Source organism: Rothia sp. HMSC071B01, from assembly GCF_001808945.1.
Taxonomy (GTDB): Bacteria; Actinomycetota; Actinomycetes; order Actinomycetales; family Micrococcaceae; genus Rothia.
On sequence record NZ_KV795073.1, the window covers coordinates 360,973 to 383,010 of the forward strand.

Consider the following 22,038-nt stretch of genomic DNA (forward strand, 5'->3'; position numbering starts at 1 on the left):
TCTCCCCTATATGGGTTCAAAGTGTGTGCAGTGTGTGTTGTGTTCGTATATGCGTGTGGGTGTTGAGGTAACACCCCTGCATACATTCCCTTCTGAGAATAAAAGCTGGAGGTGCGAAAACAGTCCGAATTAGAGCTGCAGCTGACGAACAGTGACCTTCTCAGGAGTGGTCTGCTCCAGCGAAGGCATACGGGTACCGGGCAGAGCAGCAGCAGCCGAACCGTGAGCTACCGCCTGAACTAGGCAACCGGGGGCATCCTCACCACGAGTGTGAGCAATCAAGAAACCGGACAGCGAGGAGTCACCGGCACCCACAGTGCTACGAACCTGAATCGGCTCGTGCACAGCGTGCCAGATACCCTGCTCAGTGACCAGCACGGCACCGCCGCCACCGAGGGTGGCAAGCACATATTCAATGCCGTCGCCGAGCAGCTTCTGGGCGGTACGGGCGGTCAGCTCGGGGCTGGCCTCCAGCTCCTCCCAGTTGTCGCTACCGGTCAGCTGAGCCAGCTCCTCCGAGTTGGGCTTAATCAGGGTGGGCTTATGCTCACCGGCGACGGTCGCAATCAGCGGCGCCTCAGAGGTATCAATAGCAATCTTGCCCTCGTAGCCGGAGGCGCGCAGTGCCGCAACCAGCTCGGAGTAGTAGGTCGGTTCCAGACCCGGAGGCAGCGAACCAGCCAGAACCACCCAGTCGGCACCCTTGGAACGCTCAACCACCAGCTCGTCCAGCTTCTGACGCAGTTCAGCATCAAAAACGGTACCGGGGGCGTTCAGCTTGGTGGTGGTGCCATCCGGGTCAACCACGGTGATGTTCGAGCGAATCGGCTCACCGGTGGGCAGGTTAGCGAACTCAACGTCCACAGCCTGCAGTGCGGTCAGCACCGGGTCGGTGGCTTCACCGGGCACAATGGCGAGGGTCGGCACGCCGGAAACCTGCAGGGCACGCGAAATATTCACGCCCTTGCCACCGGGATCCTGTACGGCGCCGACAGCACGCTGCACGGCACCGTGAGCCAAAGGCGCACCCAGTTCAATGGTGCGGTCCAGGCTGGGGTTTGCGGTCAGAGTAATAATCATTAGGCAATCACAATCTCAACGTTTGCGGCCTCGAGTGCCTGACGGAGGGCACCTTCGGGCTCGCGATCGGTAATGAGGGTGTCAATATCCTCAAATCCAGCGAAGCGGACCAGGGATTCCTGACCGAACTTCGCGGAGTCACAGAGCAAGACCACGCGGCGGGCCGCCTTGCAAATTGCGGTCTTGACGATGGCTTCGTTCATGCCGGGGGTGGAGATGCCGAAGTGGGCTTCAATACCGTTGGCACCAATGAAAGCAATATCGGGGCGCATGGTGCCGAAGTGCTCTGCGGCGCGTGCACCAACAGCAGCCCAGGTCATCTTGCGCAGCTGGCCGCCAACCAGTTCAAGGGTCACGCCTTCGGCTTCGGCGAGCTTGACTGCAATGTGCAGTGCATGGGTGATGACGATGCGGTCATTGCCGGTCTTGAGGCTGAAGTTCTCAGCGCCGATGTGGTCGGCGAGAATTTCGATGGTGGAGCCTGCGTCCAGGACGATGGAGCCCGCCTCGGAGTCGCGCAGCATCTGGTATGCCTTGGTGGCGATGCGGCGCTTTTCGGGGGTGTTCATGCCCTGTCGGGAGGAGATGGAGGACTCCAGGGAGGTGGACTGCTCAATGGTGACAGCACCACCGTGGACACGGCGGAGCTTACCTGCCTCTTCCAGTGCGGCGAGGTCACGACGCACGGTCTCCATGGTCACATCGTAACGGCGCGCAAGGTCAGCGCCGTTGACACGACGTGCGGAGGCAACAAGCTTTGCAATTTCGGCACGGCGTTCTTCTGCGAACATAAATCTGGTGTTCCTTTGGGCTAGTGGGAGGAAATCTGTGCGTTCTTTTCTGTGCTCTGCTCGGCTTTTATAACCGTGAGAGACATGGTTTCAGTGAGCCAGCAGAACACTTGAGGGTAATACTTGATTTTATGTGGGTTTTTGTGGGTAAGTCAATATAAAACGCTGTATTTACCGGAATATTACCCGAATGTTCCCTACAGAAACCACACTATATCGGAGGTCACTGCCTGTTTATGTCTGTTTGACCTAATGAACTGTTGGGTTTTCCCGCTCCCCCCTCATCCGCACAGTATCCAACACCTACACGGCGCCCTCACAGGGTAAAAAGTGGAGGCGCCAGCTCCGAAAATCCTCAGCGAGAATCCTCGAAACCAGCGCCTCCACCGGGCACAAAACTTTATTTACCTTGACGCTCACGACGTTCACGACGCCAACGATGCACGCCCAAAGCACCCGCCGCACCCAGCAGGGCACCCGAACCGTTCATCAGCACATCCACCGGGTCACCGGTGCGATCAGGCATGAAACTCTGAATCGTCTCAATGCAGGCGCTGACCAAAAATCCCGAGTACAGCACGTGCGGGCGAGCCTTCGGCTTGAGCAGCAGGGCGAAAAGAAAACCGCCCGGAATGAACATGATGACGTTCGAAAGCTGCTCAATGCTCGAATAGGTGATGAACGCAGGCAGCCAGCCCTCGGCATGGCCGGTATCCAGCAGCTGCGCCAGGCGGCCGCCCATCTCGTTATCGTCCACGTGTACGGGGGCGAACACGATACTCGCCACCACCGCGCAGTACAGCGCCGTAACCGGCCAGAGAATCAGCCGCCACACGCGAGCGCTAGAGCGACCGCTACCGGGTTGTCCTTTACCAAACAAGGCGGCCCACCTCGTCGAACTGCTTGGTCGAATCCCACGCGAACAGGCCCGGTACGTCAATCGTGAGCGGTTCGGCGTTCGGCACGGTCACGGTCCACTCTTCACCGGCTGCGGCGGAGAGGGCGCGGCGGATAAAGCTGCCGTGGCTGACGGCAATAATCTTCTGGTCGCCCGAGGCTTCAGAGAGTTCACGCACGATATTGCGCAGGGTGCGCACCGCACGAATGTACACGTCACGTTCGGATTCCACGTTCGGGTAGTAGCGTTCCGGGGCGCGGCGTTCGGGGGCGGGAATGTCCAGGCCCTCGCCGGCACCGTAGGCGCGTTCCACCAGTTCGGGGTAGGTCTTGTGCACCTGCAGGTCGAAGTACTCACCGACCAGCTGCGCCGTCTTGTAGGCGCGGGACAGCGGCGAGGACACCAGCACAGTGAACTCCAGACCCATGTCGGCGAGCTTCTTGCCGGTGGTGCGTGCCTGCTCGCGGCCGGTGTCATTGAGCGGAATGTCGGTGATGCCCTGCATCAGGTTCGCCTTGTTCCAGTCGGTCTGGCCGTGACGGATCAGGGTGAGGGTCGTGTTCTCGGCACCCGCCGGTACTTCCTCGGGGCCCAGCTCGGGTTCCAGATGCTGCACGACCAGGCGGTCGATCGCGTCGTCCAGGTACTGCAGGGGCACCTCGGTCAGGGAGGCGTTCACCGGGATCGGGTAGATACCGTCCTCGTTGAGCAGTTCGGGGTGGCGCTCAGCGATCAGGGCGGTCATGGTCATGGCAATCAGCATGCCGTGCGCGGCGACCACAACGGTCTGACCCTCGTATTCGCGGCGGACACGGTTCAGCGCCGCGAGGGAGCGGGCGAGGAAGTCCTTCTTCGGCTCCACATTGAAAGCATTGTTGGACTGGCGGGAGGCGAGAATCAGCTCGCGGGTAGCAATCTGGCCTTCCAGGTCACCAAAGGAACGTTCCTGGAAGCCGTCAATGGCACCGCGGTAGGGTACGCCCAGGCCTTCGGCTACGATTTCGGCGCTTTCTACGGCGCGGGAAAGGGGCGAGGAGACGATAGCGTCCACCCTGGTGCCCTCAGCTGCTGCCTGTTGCAGGGCGCCGATAGCGGTGCGGACCTGCTCTCTGCCGGTGTCGTTGAGGGGGATGTCGGTGCCGCCCTGGAAGCGGTGGTCGATGTTCCAGTCGGTCTGGCCGTGGCGCAGGAAGATGATGCGGGTTCCTGCCTCGGGGTCGGCTACCGGAGTGATGATAGGGGTGTTCTGTGCGTCGGTCATCCTTCTAGTATGGCATTGCCCCCGCGCAGTTCAAGGGGGCAAGAGGCGTATTCTCTCATGAAGCGCACTCATACCGCGGTATGAGCTGCGGGGTGGTTGAGCACCCGGTCGGGCGAATTTTTTCAGGGTTTTCCCATATTTTTCAGCCCCCAGACGGAGGGGTGAGCCGCCAAGAAGCTGAGATGATAGAAGAGTACTTCCGTTAGTTCATACCCAATGAAGGTTGTCATGACGCAGAATCCTCAATCCCAGAACCATCCTCAAACCCAGAACCCGCAGTTCCAGGCTCAGAACCCGTATTCAATGACCCCTCCGCAGGCGGCGCAGCCTGCCGGTCAGTATTCCGCTCAGCAGGGTCAGCCCGGCCAGCAGGGCTACTATCAGGGTCAGCCGCAGGGCTACCCGGCTCAGGTGCCTCAGCAGGCGCAGCAGGCGCAGCAGGCGCCCTTCGCGCGCGGCGCGATTATTTCTGCCCGTAACCTGCACAAGTCGTACGGCAATAACCCGGTGCTGCGTAACGTGAGCCTGGATATTTTCCCCGGCGAGTCTGTGGCGATTATGGGTCCTTCCGGTTCCGGTAAGACCACCCTGTTGCACGCGCTCTCGGGCATTATCAAGCTCGATGCCGGTTCTGTGCTGTTCAATGGCCCGGCGGGTCAGGTGGCGGTGGAGTCCCTCAGCGAGCGTGAGCGCACCTCCCTGCGCGCTAACTCGTTTGGTTTCGTGTTCCAGCAGGGTCTACTGGTTCCCGAGCTGACCGCGGAGGAGAATGTCTCCCTCGCCGCGATGATTGCCGGTGTTCCCCGCCAGCAGGCGCGTTCCATTTCGGCTGATCTGCTGAACCGTCTGGGTTTGGGGCAGATGCTGGACCGCCGTATGGGTGAGATGTCCGGTGGTCAGGCTCAGCGTGTGGCGATTGCCCGCTCCCAGGTGAACGGTGCCCCCGTGACTTTCGCGGATGAGCCGACCGGCGCGCTGGATTCGAAGACCGCGCGTGAGGTGATGGCGCTGCTGCTGACCATGATTCCGCAGCAGGGTAAGACTCTGCTGGTGGTTACTCACGACCCGAACGTGGCGGCGGCGTGCTCCCGCGTGGTGTACCTGCAGGACGGTCAGATTGTGAGCGATCAGCGCAATAACCAGGGCGGTGTTCCCGCTTCCCAGAACCACGCTCAGAGCTTCGGCGCTCAGTCTCAGGCAGGTGCATAATGCAAATCTATGCTCTACTCGCCAAGCGAACCCTATGGAGTTCGCAGGCGATTCTTCCCGTGCTGGCTTTTGCCGCCTCCTCGGCGCTGTTTTTGACGGTTGCCGGTGGTGTTCAGGCGCTGAGTACCTGGCTTGACCACGCCAACGTTGACCACGACATGGTGAACCTGTTGGGTGTTCAGAAGCTCTACATGGGTTTGGCGTGGGTTGCCGCTCTGGTGCTGGTTGTTCCGCTCTTTACCCTGGGTGCTTCGGCTGCTCGATTGAGTGCCCGCCGCCGTGATGAGCGTCTGGCATCCCTGCGTCTGATTGGCGCCTCCACAACTCTGATTGTGGGTCTGTCGGTTGCGGACGCGCTGGTGTACTCCCTCGTGGGTTTCATTATTGGTCTGCTTCTTTACCTGGTGCTGATTTTCCCCTTCGGCGCCCTACACTTCATGAACGTTCCGCTGGGTGCTGAGAATATGCTCCTGCCGGTGAGCGTGATTTTCTACTGCTTCCTGGGCTGTATGGTTCTGGCGGCTCTTAGCTCCCTCTTCGGTCTGGCGAAGGTCAGCATCAGCCCGCTGGGTGTGCGTACCCGCGCGAAGGCTGGTTCCGCCGGTTACATTGCTCTGGGTATCGGTGTTGTTCTGGTCATTGCCGTGATGATTCTGGCTTCGACCTCGAAGGGTTTTAGCATGTTCTCGCCCTTCCAGGACGGCGGTGCCGATAGCGCGATTAAGAACCTAGCGATTTTCATTGCTCTGCCGGGTCTGCTGATGATGGTTGCTATCGACCTGATTGGTACCTTCCTGGTGTGGGCATACGCAAAGATTCGTGTGCGCATGACCCAGAAGGCGTCGGTTCTGCTGGGTTACCGTGCGGTGCTAGAGTCCCCGCGCGGGGCGTGGCGTCAGGTTTCGGGTGTGGCACTGTCGACCTTCTTGGTGACCTTCTTCGGCCCCATCCTGATTCTGGCGGGTGAGATGAACAAAACGGCGAAGGAGGTAGGCCCCGCCGCCGGCCCCTTCATGACCATCATGTCGGACATGTTCCAGGGCATGCTGCTCATGCTGTTCTTCTCGTACCTGCTGGTCACCCTCTCCGCAGTGCTGAATCAGAGCGCCGCCATTTACGAGCGTGGTTCGCTGTACTCTTCGCTGAATATGATGGGTACCCCCACGAGGATGTTGCAGGCTTCGCGCCTGACCGTGGTTTTCGGTCCGCTGGTGCTCATTAGCGTGGTTTCTGCTCTGCTGGGTCTGCCGCTGACGGCGTTGATTGCGGCGCAGGGTCTTTCCGGTGAGATTCTGACGAAGATGTTCGGTATGACCTTCGGCGCTATTGCGCTGGGTCTGGCGCTAGTCTATGTGGGCCTGTTGGCGACCATTCCGTTTATGCGTCAGGTGACTCACAAGCCGGTGTCCGCTCTCTAAGCTGTTTTAGCTTCTGCCCTCCCGTTGCGTCCGTTCTGGATGCGGCGGGAGGGTTTCTTTATGTCTGCTGATGTGCTGTGCGCTTTTGTGTTGTGTGCTTTTGTGCCCTCACCCGGTTTGCGCCCTGCATGTTTTCTCACGCACCGGGCCACCGCTTCCATAGCCTAAAACCCTGTGAGAGACTGACATTATGTTTGAACACACAGTACCCTCCGATTGGTTCCCCCGTTGCGCAATCTTCGACTGCGACGGCATCCTCCTCGACTCCGAGACCGTCTGGAACGATGTGCAGCGTGAGCTTTTCGCCCGCTGGTCTGTTCCCTTCACCGAGGAGGTGGAGCATCGCCTCACCGGCCTGGCAGCAGCCGATGTCGCCGAGGAGCTTGCACTGCTCTCCTACGAGGCGCAGAACGGCCAGAAGCCGGACACCGCCTCCGCAGAGTACGCCGAGCACCATGAACGCGTGATGAAGGACCTGCTCATCACCGAGCACGAGGTCATCAGCTCCGGCGTGGACCTGATTGAGGGTGCGCAGAAGTTCCTTGGCTTCCTGAGCGAGCACATGCCGGTTGCGGTGGCGTCGAACTCCACCGCGAACATTCTGACCCTGAAGATGGAAAGCTACGGCTACGCCCCGCTGGTGCGCACCTGGGTCAGCAGCAACGACGTTCCGGCCGGTAAGCCCGCCCCGGACATGTACCTGGAGGCGGCACGTCGCCTCGGCTTTGAAGGCCACGAGGCGCTGGCGTTCGAGGACTCCCCCGCGGGCGCGCAGGCGGCACGTGACGCCGGTACGAAGGTCATGATTTACGTTCCGGAAGGCACCGACCCGGCAAAGGCACCGACCGGTTTTGGGCGCTTCGATTCGTTCAATGACCCGCAGCTCTGGGAGGCGGCACGCACCTGGATCGCCAAGCTTGAGGCAGCTCAGCAGTCTGAAGCAACGCAGGGCTAAGCACGTACCGCAGACGCCTCACCGCGCCACCGCCTCACCTGATAGGCAGCATCAAGAAAGACCCCCGGCCCGCTCCTCAAGGAGCAGACCGGGGGTCTTCTATGCTTATCAGCTGCCTCTCTAGCACCCGCTCTTGTAGCCCTTTGACCTCATCAGCACTTTCGCGGAGCGCTACTTTTCCAAAGTCTCACTAAACGGTACCAATACAAAACATCACGAGAACCTGAACATTGGCAGGTTCTCGTGATGCTAGGTGTTTTAGAACTCCAAGGATGCTTATTTCGGCTGTTGCTTATAGAAAACAAAAGCGTACTGGATACTCATAAGTAGAACTACAACCTGAGCCAAAGGGTCAAGCCAATACACTTGTAAAATTACCACAGCCAACATAAAAAATACGGATTTTATGAAGGATGCCGCAGGTTGTACGTAGTTCTTATTTGCACGATATGCAGAGTACCCAAAAACTCCACAAAGAATTAAAATACTGCCAACATTATAAACCATTGAATCATGCGAAGATGTAAAATAAAAGCAAGAATAACCTGCGAACCATAATTCAGGTATCGGTATGTATCTAGTGTCGACCACTTTAATCACCTATCGCTACAGTTACAGAAATACAACTTGCAATTGACTTACTAACATTTTTCATTGGCTGTCCCTCTCTAGCTGTTGATAATATCTCTAGTTTGATGTGAAACAGAACACTTTTATGATATCAATCAGCAAAATGGGAGTCAAAATTATTTTAGTAATGATTCAATAACAATTTGCGCCACTGCACACTATAGTATTTAGCTGCTAAAGCTCCCAGCCCGTTCTCTCTCCTCAGCAAACTTACATCCTAAGTCGTCTTATTGCGCTTCGGATGCTCCTCTGCCTTACACATTTCTAGGTTCTTATCGCAGATACAGCGGTAAACAGTCTTCACTTCCCCTGCTGCTTTCACCCACCTCTCTTCTTCTTTCCTACGTGCGTATGCTTTTCTTCTCTTACGAGCAGGAGATAACTCTGGTCTTGTCCTCACAACTCTCTCACTTCAGTTCTACGGTCTAGGAACTTTTATTTTACGTCCGCTTAAGCGGACTTCGCTAACGCTCAGGCTCTTTTTCTCTCTGGCTTCTCTCCTTCTGTTCCAAGACTCAACCTCACAGCTCAGGCTGAGAGAGGTGAGGGGAGAGAGAAGCGAATGCCCTTGTACTTTCCAAACAAAATACACAAAGGTATTTGAATGAAAAGCACAAGGGGCATCACAACAAACAACACAGGCCAGTCGGTCGGCTCGGTCGGTCGATTGGCGAAGCATAAGAAGCACAAACGGCTCGCTCTTCGCATAGATGGCGGAAGGCTCTAATCTTCCGCGCGGAGGGCATTCGCCCTGTGATCTGGCGGTGTTGTTGATGTGTAGGTCATAGACATGCCGGTTGCGGTGGCGTCGAACTCCACCGCGAACATTCTGACCCTGAAGATGGAAAGCTACGGCTACGCCCCGCTGGTGCGCACCTGGGTCAGCAGCAACGACGTTCCCACCGGTAAGCCCGCCCCGGATATGTACCTGGAGGCGGCGCAGGGCTAAGCTGCACCCGCCGCCCTCGTAGCAGCATCAAGAAAGACCCGGTACGAGGAAAGACCCCCGGCCCGCTCCTCAAGGAGCAGACCGGGGGTCTTCTATGCTGTATCAGCCGTACCTACAGTACCTACAAGGCCTACAAGGGGCACGAGCTTATCGGCGCATAACCTTCTTCGCCAGGAAGTTACCGATGAACTGAACCAGCTGAACCAGGACGATAATAATCGCCACAACAGCCCAGGTGATCTCATCGTTGAAGCGCTGGTAGCCGTCCACGATCGCGATCTTACCCAGACCGCCAGCACCCACGTAACCGGCCATAGCGGACATATCCACCACGCCAATGACGAGGAAGGTGTAACCGAGGATCAGCGGGCCAAGCGCCTCCGGAATCATCACGGTGAACAGGATGGTCAGCTTTGAAGCGCCCATCGCACGCGCCGCCTCAATCACGCCCGGGTCAATGGAGACCATGTTCTGCTCCACGATACGGGCAATAGCGAACGCAGCACCGAAGCTCATCGCGAAGACCGCAGCGTTCACGCCCAGGCGGGTACCCACCACAGCACTAGTCAGCGGGCCCAAAGCCGCAATCAAAATAATGAACGGAATCGGGCGAATCACGTTCACCAGAATGTTCAGGATCGTGTACACGAAGCGGTTCTGGAAGATGTTACCTTCACGGGTGGTGTACAGCAGCGCACCAACAATCAGGCCGACCAGACCTGCACACAGCATCGTAACAGACACCATGTAGAAGGTGTCGCCGATAGCCGGGAGCAGCTTCTCGGGCAGGAACTCGGACCAGTCCGTCTTAGACGCAGCCAGCGGAAGAGTAGTAGCAAACATTTAGCGCACCTCCTGCACGCGGGCAACGGTCTTCAGTTCGGCAACGGCGGCATCAATGCTGGTGATTTCGCCGAGAAGTTCCAGGGTGAGGGTACCGTACGCCTTACCCTGCAGGGTCTCAATACCGCCGCCCACAATGTTGAAGCGGACGTTACGGGCACCCAGGTAGGACAGCACCTTACCGAGCTCCTGGTTACCCTCCACGATTTCAACGTTGATGAGGTAACCCTTGTGGTTAGCGCGCAGCTCAGCCGCCTCCTTGCCGGTGGGGGCAAGCTTGACGGTGGTTGCCACGAACAGCTTCGCCACGTCGGTCTGCGGGTTGGAGAAGACGTCGTAGACGTTGCCCTGCTCGACCACGCGGCCGGACTCCATGACCGCCACACGGTCAGCGATGCTGGAGACCACGTCCATCTCGTGGGTAATGACCACGACGGTCACACCCAGTTCGCGGTTCACACGCTTGAGCAGAGCGAGCACTTCATGAGTGGTTTCCGGGTCCAGCGCGCTGGTGGACTCATCCGCCAGCAGCAGGGCGGGGCTGGTCGCGAGCGCACGGGCAATACCCACACGCTGCTTCTGACCGCCCGAAAGCTGGTTCGGGTAGTGGCCTGCACGGTCGGCAAGACCCACAAACTCGAGCATTTCCAGGGCGCGGGCGCGGCGGTCCTTCTTAGACCAGCCGGCAATCTTCAGGGGGAACTCGACGTTACCGAGCACGGTGCGGGAGTTCATCAGGTTGAACTGCTGGAAGATCATACCGATGTTGGTGCGTGCTTCGCGCAGTTCGGAGTCGCGCTTGCCGGAAATTTCGAAGCCGCCGACGGTCAGGGTGCCGCTGGTGGTGGTTTCCAGGCCGTTAATGAGGCGGACCAGGGTGGACTTACCGGCGCCGGAGTAGCCGATAATTGCAAAGATTTCACCGCGGTTAATGGTGAGGGAGACGTTGTCGACAGCAACTACTGCCTTGGGGCCGTTGCCGAAGACCTTGGAGACTCCGTCCAGAACCACCATGGGCGAGGTGCTGTCGCCGAAGCTCTGTGCCAGTTCACTCATAAATATGTATCCGTAAATGTCGTGGTTGGGGCGCTAAAGGGCCTTAACGCCGTTACGCAAAGGACGGTAAGCCTTCACCCGCATCGGGTTCTTAGACTTACCGCCTTTGCGTATGCCTAGAAGAGGCGTGTATTCAGAAGATTACTTCTTGGCGCGCAGCTTGGCTTCTTCGTTAGCCAGGGACTGACGCAGCTCGTCGGTGCTCACGTTGACCTCAACAGCGGTGCCGCGGGTCTCTTCCTGAACGACGTCCATGACGGCCTTCGAGTGGAAGAGTTCGACGATCTTCTTGTAGGTCTCGTCGTCAGCCTTGTCCTTCTGAGCAACGAAGAGGTTCACATACTTGATGGCCGAGGGGTCGGTCTTGGGGTCGTCCTGAGCCAGTGCGTCTGCGGGCTTCAGGCCTGCATCCTTGAGGAAGTCGTTGTTGACGACTGCGCCGTCAGCGGACTCCATGCCAACCACGGTCTGGGTTGCGTCGACGGGGGTGACCTTCACCTTGGAGTTAGCGGTGTCCACGTCGTCGATGGTGGGTGCGTCAACGTCAGCGTTCTTGAAGGTGACCAGACCGTTGGTCTTCAGCAGCTTCAGTGCGCGTGCCTCGTTCACGGTGTCGTTCGGGATAACGATCTCGCCGCCCTGGGGGATGTCAGCCAACTTGGAGTGCTTCTTGGAGAACAGAGCCATCGGGTAGATGACGGTCGGACCGACAATCTGCAGGTCCTTGTTAGCGCTCACGTTGTAGTTAGACAGGTACGCGATGTGCTGGAAGCGGTTCATGTCGATGTCACCGGCGTCCAGTGCGGGGTTCGGCTCGGTGTAAGCGCTGAACTCCTTGTACTCAATGTCGATACCCTGCTTCTTAGCTTCTTCCTTCAGGGTCTTGTTGAACTTCTCAGAGCCAACCACACCGATGGTGACCTTCTTGGATGCGGAAGAGGAGGAAGAGGAGGAGTTGGTGGAACCGCAGGCTGCCAGGCCAAAGACCATGGGGACAACTGCGAGTGCAGCAGCAAACTTCTTCACGGCTATGAATCTTTCTGTTGAATGATGATGCGTTCCACCGGGTGCTGACGTTGGTATTAGCACGTCCGATGGGAATGATGATGGGACAATTACAGCACGGGCGGGGGCGGGTGTGGAAGTTAAGAGCTATTCATGAGACACAGAACGTCAAGGTCGTCATATTTTGTCATATTTCGTCATGCGGTGATTATTTCCAGGTTATAAAGCGTCATTACCGGTGTATTCAGGCGCACACAAAACGCCGGCAAGGGCACAAAAACCCAAGCCAGCGTCCATCTAACCCACTCATTACGAGCAGGCGGCGAATCAACCAGTACTACTGATCGAACTCGCCCGAAGCAATCAGCTGCTCACGCACCTTACGGCGTAGAACCTTACCCAGCATCGAACGGGGCAGGTCATCCACCACCACGATGCGGCGCGGAACCTTATAGCGGGTCACCTTCGAATAGCAGTGCTCGCGCAGAGTGTGCTCCTGCACCACTCGGCCCGGGGCGGCAACCACAGCGGCAACGACCATCTCGCCACCGGCGGGCAGCGGAATACCGACGACCGCCGCATCCGCGACCATGTCGTGCTGCTTGAGCGCGACCTCAACCTCCGTCGGGGAGACGTTGAAACCGCCGGTAATAATGACTTCCTTAATACGGTCGACAATCTGAATGAAGTAGTCCTCATCCAGGCGCACAATATCGCCGGTACGCAACCAGCCCTCGGGGGTGATGGTCTTAGCCGTCTCGTCCTCACGCTTCCAGTAGCCGGCAAAACGCTGAGGGCCTTTCACCCACAGCTCGCCCTCTTCACCATCAGGCACATCCTCGCCAGTTTCCGGGTCCACCACACGAATATCGGTGGAGGGGAACGGAACACCAATAAAACCGGCGCGGCGAGTGTCATTGAGCGGGTTGCAGGACACCAGCGGCGCGCACTCGGTCAGGCCGTAGCCTTCCACCATGAAACCGCCGGATGCTTCCTCCCACTCGGCAACCAGCTCAGGCGGCAGGTTCATCGCACCAGAGACCGCGTAACGGATACCCTCCAGGGACACGCCGCGCTTCTTCGCCTCATCCATGAGGCGGCGGTACACCGGCGGAACCGCAGGAAGAATGGTCGGGCGGGTCTTCTTCATTGCCTTCAAAATCAGGTCCATGTCCACGGTCGGGAACAGCACCAGGCGGGCACGGCACAGGGACGCAATCGTCACGCCCAGGGTCATACCGTACGCGTGGAACAGCGGCAGAACCGAGTAAATCACCTCGTCATCGCCCGGGTTAATCCATGCCTCACCCATGCGGCCGTTAGACTCCAGGTTGCGGTGCGTGAGCATCACACCCTTCGGCAGGCCGGTCGTACCCGAGGTGTACTGCAGCAGCGCAATATCGTGCGCGGTCGGGCGGCGATGCGACGGGTCAATACGCTCACTCTTCACCAAATGAGCCCACGACACCGTACCCGGCGCGGAGCCGGTCAGCTTCTCACGCGAAGCACGCGCACTCTTCACCGGCAGCTTCAGCGCGGTACGCATCAGCGCGGGCATCGCCGAAATCATGTTCACTGAATAAATATGGTTCGGGCGGATATCCGCCGGAAGACCCGTAATATGCGAGGCGATCTTATCCCACACAATCGCGACCTTCGCGCCGTGATCCTCAAACATGTGGCGCAACTCCGCGCCCGTATACAGCGGGTTATGCTCCACCACAATCGCACCCAGACGCAGAATCGCGTAAAACGCCGCAATATGCTGAGGACAGTTCGGCAAAATCAGCGCCACACGGTCACCCGGTTGCACGCCCGCCACACGCAGACCCTCCGCCGCACGCTCAATCTGATCCCCCAACTCAGCGTAGGTCGTGGTCGCGCCAAAAAACTCCAGCGCCACCTTGTGGGGTACGGTGCGGACCGCCTCATCAATGAGGTGACTCAACGACGTCTCCGGGAGCTCAATATCGCGTGCAGTCCACGTAGCATAGTTCTTCAACCAGGGACGATGCGCCAACGGATGCGCGCCAGCCGACGCGCCAGCGGGGGATGCAGGAGCCGCCGCATCCTGCAGGTTCGTGTTCTTCTGAGCCTCAGTCATGCAATGATTGTGCCTTCCCGCCCCCGCAGGCTTCAACTCTGCAGCGCTTCTTCCCACGCTGAAAATCACACGGTACGCCCGCCCCAGATACCGCAATAAACACCGAAACACTAAGGTAAACCCAAGCAACTCTGGGATACTTAAAGCATGAGTAAACGACAGCAAGAGATCACTGACGAACAGTTCAAGAAGCTCCTCCGCGAAATTTCCAAACGATTCGCTATCGCCGGAGGAGTCGTCATTCTCTTCGGAATGGCCATCATCGCGCTAGTCTACCTTCTGGGAGGAGCCCACTAATGCACACCCCGCAGCGCCCCACTGGTGAAAACTTCAACCGCATGACCAACGGTTCCGTCTACATGGCCGACGCCGAATGCGCCGCACAGTTCAAGCGCATTTACGCCGCCACCATCCTCGCCGAAGAACACTACGCACGCGGCGAGCAGGCGCAGGCAATGCACGTCTACCGTGAACACCTCGGCCACCTGGGCGAACACGCCCACATCCGCCCCGGCGCACGCTTCGACTACGGCGTGAACACCTACATCGGTAACGGCTCCTTCTTCAACTTCGGCACCGTCTTCCTGGACGTCTGCCCGATCCGCATCGGCTCCACCGTACTGGTTGGCAGCAACGTACAGTTCATGACCCCCACCCACCCGCTCCACCCCGGCGACCGCGCCGACTACTGGGAAGCAGGCGCACCCATCACCGTTGAAGACAACGTATGGATCGGTAGCGGAGCTATCATCCTGGGCGGCGTGACCATCGGCAAGAACTCCGTCATCGGCGCAGGCACCGTCGTCACCAAGGACGTCCCCGCTAACTCCCTCGTGGTGGGCAACCCCGGCCGCGTCATTCGTACCCTGGGCGAGAACGAGCGCCCCGCGCACCCGCACACCTTCTCCGCAGAAGCTATGGAAGAAGCACGCGCCTTCTACGCTGACCGCGCGCTCTAAGGCAACCCGCACACCACGACCCCAGGATTAGATCCAAAGGACTTAATGAACGCACAGAACAACACCCCGCAGCAGCGTCCGGCTGCCGCGGCGTCCTCCCCCACCGAAAGTGACCTGTGGGAGGCGGCATTCTCCTCCGACGACCCCACCGTGGTCCTGACCGATGAGGAGCTGAACGCGGCACGCCGCGCCCACGAAAAGGCGCGCGAGTCGAGCTCTTCGGCGCAGTCCTCCGCACAGTCCTCGCAGGATGCGACCCGCCCCCTCACCCAGGCGGCTACCGCAACCCAGCCGATCCTCTCCCCCAGCGCCACTTCTCAAGGCGCAGAATCCGGCGCTCACTTCGGCGAACCCGGAGATGACAACCTCAGCTGGCTCGACAAGCCTGCAGCCCCCAGCGCGGACAACGTACGCGGCGGTGGCGCCCCCACTACCGCACCTGCCACCGCTGCAAGCTACGAGGTGCCCGCACCCGGCAACGCCCATGCGGCACCCAGTGCCCCGCAGGCTAATCCGGCGGATGATGACCACTTCGTCATCCCCGCCCCCGCAGGTGATGCCGCTGGCTCGGAACCCATCCTCACCGCCGCAACCGCACTGTCCATGCAGAAGAGCCGCTACTCCCGCATGCACCTGTTGCCCGGTCTGCTCGGCTGGCTGATTACCATCTCCCTCATGGACGGTGGCCTGTGGGCTATCCAGTCGTGGCTGACCCTGACCGGTCAGAGCGAGTCCATCGACTACGCCACGGTGGTCTCCCGTCTGTTCAGCGGCGCATCGAACGCTGTGCCGGTCGCGGTGGCGTTGGGTGTGCTCATCTTCTTCGCCTACCTGGTGGGCGGTTACGCGGCGGGACGCATGGCACGATTCGCCGGTGCGAAGCAGGGCATTGCCGTATGGCTCTGGCAGATTATGGTGCTCATCATCGGGTCCCTGGCGACCTTCCTCGCGCCTCAGCTGTTCCAGAACGGTGTCGCGTCCCTGTCCCTGCAGAAGCTGATGGGGGGCGACTTCGCGAACGGCCTGCTGGCGGTTCTGCTGGTTCTGGCGTTGAGCTTCCTCGGCGCTATCCTCGGCGGTCTGTGCGGACGCCTGTACCACCGCCGAGTGGACAAGTACCCGAGTGACCAGGTGGCACGCGAGGACGCCTAGGCTTCTGGACACCTAGTCTTCTAAGCACCCGCGCCTCGTTGCGATAGGAATGAACCGTACAGAAAACCTCCGGTACCTTAAGTAAGGTACCGGAGGTTTTCTGCATCTAAATATCTGTATCCTCAACAGCCTCAGCTACCCAGCAATACGACGCTGACTAGCTAAAACATGCCGCCTAGTGGTCCAGCAGCAAGGCAGGCTCCTCAAGAATCGCAGCCACATCAGCCATAAAACGAGCCGACAGGTCGCCATCCACCACACGGTGGTCGAACGAGCCACCCAGGGTCGTCACCCAGCGAGGAATAACCTCACCATCAACAACCCACGGCTTCTGCTTGATCGTACCGAAGGCAACAATCGCCACCTCACCGGGATTAATAATCGGGGTACCCGTATCAATGCCCAGCGAACCAATATTCGTAATGGTCAGGGTACCGTTCGCCATCTCAGCGGGCTGAGTCTTACCCTCACGGGCGCGAGTAGTCAGGTTGTTCAGCGCAACCGCCAGCTCACGCAGGGACAGCTCCTGAGCGTCCTTAATGTTCGGGACCATCAGGCCGCGCGGGGTTGCCGCAGCAATACCCAGGTTCACGAAGTGCTTAATCTGGATTTCGCTATCGGTCCAGGTCGCATTGACCTGCGGGTTACGCTCAGCAGCCCAAATGACCGCGGCAGCAAGCACCAGCAGCGGGGTGACCTTCACGCCCTCAAAGTGGCGAGACTTCTTCAAACGCTTCACAAACTCCATGGTGCGGGAGGCATCAACGTCCACGAAGATGGACACGTGCGGGGCGCTAAACGCTGAAGCAACCATCGCCTTCGCGGTAGCCTTACGCACGCCACGCACCGGGATGCGCTCGATGCGGTCACCGGGGGTGGTTGCGGGCTGCCAGAAGGGCTGGCCGGCGCCGCTATGCTGCACATCGTTCAGGTGTGCCACATAGTTCATGAGGTCCTGCTTGGTCACCTGGCCGCGCGCACCGGTAGCGGTCACGTTCGCCAGATCAACACCCAGCTCCTTTGCGGCAAGACGCACCGGAGGCGGTGCGAGGGTCGGGCGGTGCGGAACCTGCTCGGGAGCCAGAGTCGGCGCGGGAGCTGCTGCGGGCTCGGGTGCCAGGCGCTGCACCATCGAGTTCAGCGGGGTGTTCTCCACAAAACGGGAGGCGCGCTCAGCCAGCTCGCTCAGCAGACCCTGGTTGCGATTCACCGGGTCGGAGGGGGTGTGCGCCACGGGTGCCTGAACAGCCGGTGCGACCGGTGCCGCAGCAGCCTGTGCGGGCTGGGCTGCGGAGGCGGGGCGCTTGCGGGCGCGACGCTTTACCGCATCTGCCTTGGGGCCGGAGCCAACCAGTGCGGTGCCGGACTCAGCCTCTGCCGCGGCGGGGGTTACCGGGGTTGCGGGTGCCTTGTCGCCGCCGGAGATGCTGATAATCGGGGTACCCACCTCAACGGTTTCACCTTCGGCAACGAGCAGCGCCTCGACGGTGCCGGCGAAGGGCGAGGGAAGTTCCACAACGCTCTTCGCGGTTTCAATTTCGACGAGGACGTCGTTGATGGCGACCTCGGTGCCGACTGCCACCTTCCAGCTGAGGATTTCTGCTTCGGTCAGGCCTTCGCCCACGTCAGGGAGCGGGAAAATCTGGGACATTTTTACCTCTCACTAGGGCATATACCCTATACGGAATATTCTGTGCGGGCTTTCAACCCGCCATAGCGCAACACGCTGATACGTCAGATCAGGGTATGCCTAGTAGTCAAAAGCGCGGTCAACCGCCTCAAGAATACGGTCAATATCGGGCACGTACTCTTCCTCAACACGGGAAACCGGGTACGGCATGTAGTAGCCACCCACGCGAATCACCGGCGCCTGCAGGCTGTAGAAGCAACGCTCCGTAATCGCCGCAGCCAGCTCGCCACCCATACCACCGAAGGTCGGCGCCTCGTGGGCAATAATCAAGCGGCCAGTCTTCGCCACCGAAGCAGCAACGGTCGGCACATCCAGCGGGGAAATCGAGCGCAGGTCAATAACCTCAATCGAGCGGCCATCCTCCGCGGCAGCCTCTGCGACAGCCAGAGCAACCGGCACCAGCGGACCGTACGCAACGATGGTCGCGTCCGTGCCTTCACGCACCACCTGGGCGCTAAAGGGATCAAAGGAAGTGTCGCTAAAGTCCACTTCACCCTTGAGCCAGTAGCGGCGCTTCGGCTCAAAAATAATGACCGGGTCGGGGCATTCAATCGCCTTGCGGGTCATCCAGTACGCCTCGTGCGGGGTCGAGGGGGTCACAATACGCAGACCCGCGGTGTGGGCGAACAGCGCCTCCGGGGACTCGGAGTGGTGCTCCACCGAACCAATCACACCACCGTACGGAATACGGATAGTCACCGGCACCGTGTACTGCTTATCAGTGCGGTTGTGAATTTTCGCCAGCTGGCTCGTAATCTGGTTGTAGGCGGGGAACACGAAGCCGTCGAACTGAATCTCAGGCACGGGTCGGTAGCCGCGCAGCGCCATACCGATCGAGGTGCCGATAATGCCGGACTCGCCCAGCGGACTATCCATGACGCGGCGGTCACCGAAGCGCGCCTGCAGGCCCTCAGTCACGCGGTACACGCCGCCGAGCTTACCGATATCCTCACCGAGCATGACGACGGTGCGGTCGGCTTCCATGGCATCTTCCAGGCCGCGGGTAATCGCCTTGGCGAGGGTCAAACGTTCAATTTTCTCGCTCATGCTTACTCCTCTTCAAAGCCTGCAACGTAGGTGCGGTAGAACTCGCGGTCGTCTTCCACCTGCTGGTGTTCCTGCGCGTAGACGCGGTCGAAGAAACGCTCAAAGTCAGCAACCTCGGAGTTCAGCACTGCCTCACGCACGCCGTTCGCGACCTGCTGTGCAGATTCCGCAACCTCTTCGAAGAAGGCGTCGTCAGCGTAACCGTTATCGCGCAGGTGCTTCTCGAGGCGAATCATGGGGTCGCGGTGCAGCGGGCCTTCAAGGTCGGCGTCGGTACGGTACTTGGTGGGGTCGTCCGCGGTGGTGTGCGGGCCGAGGCGGTAGGTCTCAGCTTCAATCAGCACGGGGCCTTCGCCGGCGCGGATCTTCTCCATGGCGTAGCGGGTTGCAGCCAGCACGGCGAGAACGTCGTTGCCGTCCACGCGAATACCCTCGAAGCCGTAGCCTGCGGCGCGGGTGGACACCGGAACGCGGGACTGCACCTCGAAGGGCACCGAGATAGCCCAGCGGTTGTTCTGCACGAAGAAGAGCACCGGCGCGTTATAGGAGGCGGCGAAAACCATGGACTCGTGTGCGTCACCCTCGGTGGAGGAGCCGTCACCGAAGTAGACCGCCACGGCGGGCTTCTGGGTGTCCTCGGCGGGGTCGGTTGCCTGACCCTGACCGGTGCGGCGGGTGCCGGTTTCAGCCTCGATGTCGGCGTCGAAGTTCAGACCCATAGCGTAGCCGACGGCGTGCAGGGTCTGGGCGGCAAGCACCTTGGTGTAGGTGTGGAAGTTGTGTGCCTTCATGTCCCAGCCGTGGGTGGTGGAGCCGCGGAAGATGGTGATTAGGTCGCGGAAGTCCACGCCACGCGTCAGGGCGACGGCGTGCTCGCGGTAGGAGGGGAAGATGTAGTCGTTGGGTGCGTAGGCGAGTGCGGAGCCGACCTGTGCGGCTTCCTGGCCTCGGCTGGGCACCCAGAGGGCGAGCTGACCCTGGCGCTGCAGGGCAGTTGCCTCGTCGTCGAATCGGCGGGTGGTGTACATGAGGCGGTATGCCTCGCGCAGGGTGTCTGCGTTGACGTCTTCGATGTACTGACTGTAGGTGGGGTGTTCGTGTACGGTGCCGTTTTCATCCATGAGCTGGATGCGTTCGGGCACTCCGGGGTACTTGTCGTTCTCGTGCATCTAACCTCCACACGTGACGAGGGCTTGGCCCTCAGCGACTTGGGTTTTAGTCTCAACTTTCACCTGATGGTGCAGGGTTTGAGGTGTTCCGGCAAGCCTGTGAGGGTCTGGGCATATATAGTTACCAGTCTACTCTTTTCGGCTTTATCTCGCGGCAGTTACGCTGATAACACAGCGTATTATGCCCTGTCATTCACTATTTGAACATCATTAAATTAAACCTCCCATATATTCTTTTTCAGGAATATACGGGAGGTTTAATTTAACTATTGAGAGCTTTTTCGGGTCATCATTTTTTCCGCGCGAGAACCATTTGAAAAGCCCAAACAAACCTCGACAAGGGAAAATAGTACATTGTTCAATTAGGGCTCAAACAGGGCAGGGTGGGCACTCCCGCCCCTTCACAAGACGCTCTAGAGCCCCTTCGCGAAGACCTCACATAGCGAGAGGAAACGGTCATTCGCCTCCACCTCGCCAATACTCACGCGAACACCCTCGGTACCGAACGCACGCACCGACAGCGCATGCTCAGCCATCAGCTGCACAAACTCACCCGTGCGCTCCCCCAGGGGCAGCCACACGAAGTTCGCGTAAGTGCTCGGGAAATCGTAGCCCAGCTCGCGCAGTCGAGCGGTCACGCGCTCACGCTCAGCGACCAGGTGGCTCACACGCTCCATCACCGCATCCTCATGCTCGATGGAGGCGATAGCCGCCGCCTCAGCCAGCGCCGTCACGGCGAACGGGGTTGCCGCCACGCGCAGGTGCTGCGTAATCTGCGGGTGCGAAATCGAGTAGCCCACGCGCAGACCCGCCAGGCCCTGCGCCTTGGAGAAGGTGCGCAGAATGATGACGTTCTCATAGTCGCGGTAGATGTCCAGGCCGTTCAGCGGGGCTTCTTCCCCTTCCGGCACGGTGGAGGCGGCGCAGAACTCGAAGTACGCCTCATCAATCACCACGGGGATGTGGGCGGGCACCTTCTCCAGGAACGCACGGATCTGACTTTCGGTGACGGCGGGGCCGGTCGGGTTGTTGGGGGTGCAGACCAGGATCAGGCGGGTACGGTCGGTGATGGCTGCCGCCATGGCGTCCAGGTCGTGTGAGCCGTCGGGCAGGTTCGGCACCTGCACACTGCGAGCGCCCATAATGCCGACGAGGATCGGGTATGCCTCGAAGGAGCGCCAGGCGTAGATGACTTCGTCCTGCACGCCGTCGGCGTTTACGCCGGCGAAGGTTTTGAGGATTTGGTTGAGCGCGCCGAGGCTTCCGGCGCCGGTGACGATGTCGTCAGCGTCCACGCCGAGCCGTGCGGAGAGCTTCTGTCGCAGGGCGGTGGAGAGCGGGTCGGGGTAGCGGTGCACGGTCGCAAATTCTGCGAGGATGCGCGCGACCTCGGGTACGGGACCCAGCGGGTTCTCGTTCGAGGAGAGCTTGTACTGGGTGAGGCCTTCAACGGGTGCGGGCGGCTTGCCTGCCGCGTAGCTGGGCAGGGTGTTGAAGACGGGGCGGACCGGGATATTGGCGTGTTCAGCTGACTGGCTCATGCTTCCAGTATGTGCCTGCGGGCGGCCCGGAGGCTAACGCTTCTCACCTGTAGAGCAGATCGCGAGCAAGCTGTAACTGTGCAGGCAGCAGATACTAGCCGCGAGCGCTGCACGCTAAGAAGCACTGCACTCAAAGAAGCACTGTACACACAGACTGTGCGCGCAAAGTTGGAGGGGCGCCGCCGGGGTTGTTCCCGGCGGCGCCCCTGTTTCTCTTCTCTACTCTACTCGTCCCCTCCACCCTCCACCGAGTCGTTGAGATTAGTTCTTTGGACTCGGTT

At 59.7% G+C, this 22,038-nt stretch carries 17 protein-coding genes and 1 pseudogene; 6 read left to right on the forward strand and 12 right to left on the reverse strand.

Annotation, left to right across the window (positions count from 1 at the left end; all coding sequences use genetic code 11):
• Positions 1–129 precede the first annotated feature (129 nt).
• From HMPREF2527_RS06420 to HMPREF2527_RS06435, 4 genes are all read right to left on the reverse strand, one after another.
• The gene (locus tag HMPREF2527_RS06420) at positions 130–1,080 is read right to left on the reverse strand and encodes a 1-phosphofructokinase family hexose kinase (RefSeq protein ID WP_005508167.1); all 951 of its coding nucleotides are present in this window, start codon (positions 1,078–1,080) and stop codon (positions 130–132) included.
• The gene (locus tag HMPREF2527_RS06425; RefSeq protein WP_005504500.1) at positions 1,080–1,871 is read right to left on the reverse strand and encodes a DeoR/GlpR family DNA-binding transcription regulator; all 792 of its coding nucleotides are present in this window, start codon (positions 1,869–1,871) and stop codon (positions 1,080–1,082) included. The genes HMPREF2527_RS06420 and HMPREF2527_RS06425 overlap by 1 nt, the downstream gene beginning before the upstream one ends.
• 400 nt (positions 1,872–2,271) lie before the next feature.
• A complete protein-coding gene (locus HMPREF2527_RS06430; RefSeq protein ID WP_141744454.1) occupies positions 2,272–2,706 on the reverse strand; it encodes a VanZ family protein in 435 nt (144 codons plus the stop codon).
• Positions 2,707–2,740: 34 nt separating this feature from the next.
• Complete coding sequence (locus HMPREF2527_RS06435; protein WP_070507226.1) at positions 2,741–4,030, reverse strand: histidine phosphatase family protein; 1,290 nt, start codon at positions 4,028–4,030, stop codon at positions 2,741–2,743.
• Between the two features lie 228 nt (positions 4,031–4,258).
• Here HMPREF2527_RS06435 and HMPREF2527_RS06440 point away from each other — a divergent pair, with 228 nt between their 5' ends.
• From HMPREF2527_RS06440 to HMPREF2527_RS09690, 4 genes and pseudogenes are all read left to right on the forward strand, one after another.
• Positions 4,259–5,239 carry an ABC transporter ATP-binding protein gene (locus HMPREF2527_RS06440; RefSeq protein ID WP_070507229.1) on the forward strand — a complete coding sequence of 327 codons (981 nt, stop codon included), beginning with the start codon at positions 4,259–4,261 and terminating at the stop codon, positions 5,237–5,239.
• Positions 5,239–6,657 carry an ABC transporter permease family protein gene (locus HMPREF2527_RS06445; RefSeq protein WP_070507232.1) on the forward strand — a complete coding sequence of 473 codons (1,419 nt, stop codon included), beginning with the start codon at positions 5,239–5,241 and terminating at the stop codon, positions 6,655–6,657. The genes HMPREF2527_RS06440 and HMPREF2527_RS06445 overlap by 1 nt, the downstream gene beginning before the upstream one ends.
• Before the next feature lie 190 nt (positions 6,658–6,847).
• Positions 6,848–7,612: an HAD family hydrolase gene (locus HMPREF2527_RS06450; RefSeq protein WP_070507234.1), complete on the forward strand. Its 765-nt coding sequence runs from the start codon at positions 6,848–6,850 to the stop codon at positions 7,610–7,612.
• A 1,420-nt stretch (positions 7,613–9,032) separates the two neighbouring features.
• Positions 9,033–9,185: pseudogene (locus tag HMPREF2527_RS09690) on the forward strand (HAD family phosphatase); the annotation flags it as partial.
• A gap of 153 nt (positions 9,186–9,338) precedes the next feature.
• Here the strand turns inward: HMPREF2527_RS09690 and HMPREF2527_RS06455 are convergent.
• The 4 genes from HMPREF2527_RS06455 to HMPREF2527_RS06470 form a co-directional block, all read right to left on the reverse strand.
• On the reverse strand, positions 9,339–10,034 hold the full coding sequence (locus HMPREF2527_RS06455; RefSeq protein WP_070507236.1) for a methionine ABC transporter permease: 696 nt from the start codon (positions 10,032–10,034) through the stop codon (positions 9,339–9,341).
• Positions 10,035–11,090, reverse strand: coding sequence for a methionine ABC transporter ATP-binding protein (locus HMPREF2527_RS06460; RefSeq protein WP_049353211.1), 1,056 nt, complete (start codon positions 11,088–11,090; stop codon positions 10,035–10,037).
• A 141-nt stretch (positions 11,091–11,231) separates the two neighbouring features.
• Positions 11,232–12,116 (reverse strand): MetQ/NlpA family ABC transporter substrate-binding protein, encoded by an 885-nt coding sequence (locus HMPREF2527_RS06465; RefSeq protein WP_070507239.1) that lies wholly within the window; start codon positions 12,114–12,116, stop codon positions 11,232–11,234.
• 316 nt (positions 12,117–12,432) lie between these two features.
• A complete protein-coding gene (locus HMPREF2527_RS06470; RefSeq protein ID WP_049363516.1) occupies positions 12,433–14,199 on the reverse strand; it encodes a long-chain-fatty-acid--CoA ligase in 1,767 nt (588 codons plus the stop codon).
• 296 nt (positions 14,200–14,495) lie between these two features.
• On the opposite strand from HMPREF2527_RS06470, the gene HMPREF2527_RS06475 reads away from it, so the two are divergent.
• A complete protein-coding gene (locus HMPREF2527_RS06475; RefSeq protein ID WP_012902830.1) occupies positions 14,496–15,158 on the forward strand; it encodes a sugar O-acetyltransferase in 663 nt (220 codons plus the stop codon).
• A 45-nt stretch (positions 15,159–15,203) separates the two neighbouring features.
• Entirely contained in the window at positions 15,204–16,310 is a 1,107-nt protein-coding gene (locus HMPREF2527_RS06480; RefSeq protein ID WP_070507241.1) for a hypothetical protein, read from the forward strand.
• 175 nt (positions 16,311–16,485) lie between these two features.
• Here HMPREF2527_RS06480 and HMPREF2527_RS06485 read toward each other — a convergent pair whose 3' ends face one another.
• The 4 genes from HMPREF2527_RS06485 to HMPREF2527_RS06500 all read right to left on the reverse strand — a co-directional run bounded on the left by HMPREF2527_RS06485 (position 16,486) and on the right by HMPREF2527_RS06500 (position 21,757).
• Positions 16,486–17,961, reverse strand: coding sequence for a dihydrolipoamide acetyltransferase family protein (locus HMPREF2527_RS06485; protein WP_070507243.1), 1,476 nt, complete (start codon positions 17,959–17,961; stop codon positions 16,486–16,488).
• 99 nt (positions 17,962–18,060) lie between these two features.
• Complete coding sequence (locus HMPREF2527_RS06490; RefSeq protein WP_070507245.1) at positions 18,061–19,047, reverse strand: alpha-ketoacid dehydrogenase subunit beta; 987 nt, start codon at positions 19,045–19,047, stop codon at positions 18,061–18,063.
• 2 nt (positions 19,048–19,049) lie between these two features.
• The gene (locus HMPREF2527_RS06495) at positions 19,050–20,216 is read right to left on the reverse strand and encodes a thiamine pyrophosphate-dependent enzyme (protein ID WP_070507247.1); all 1,167 of its coding nucleotides are present in this window, start codon (positions 20,214–20,216) and stop codon (positions 19,050–19,052) included.
• A 413-nt stretch (positions 20,217–20,629) separates the two neighbouring features.
• Positions 20,630–21,757 carry a histidinol-phosphate transaminase gene (locus tag HMPREF2527_RS06500; RefSeq protein ID WP_070507249.1) on the reverse strand — a complete coding sequence of 376 codons (1,128 nt, stop codon included), beginning with the start codon at positions 21,755–21,757 and terminating at the stop codon, positions 20,630–20,632.
• Positions 21,758–22,038 lie beyond the last annotated feature (281 nt).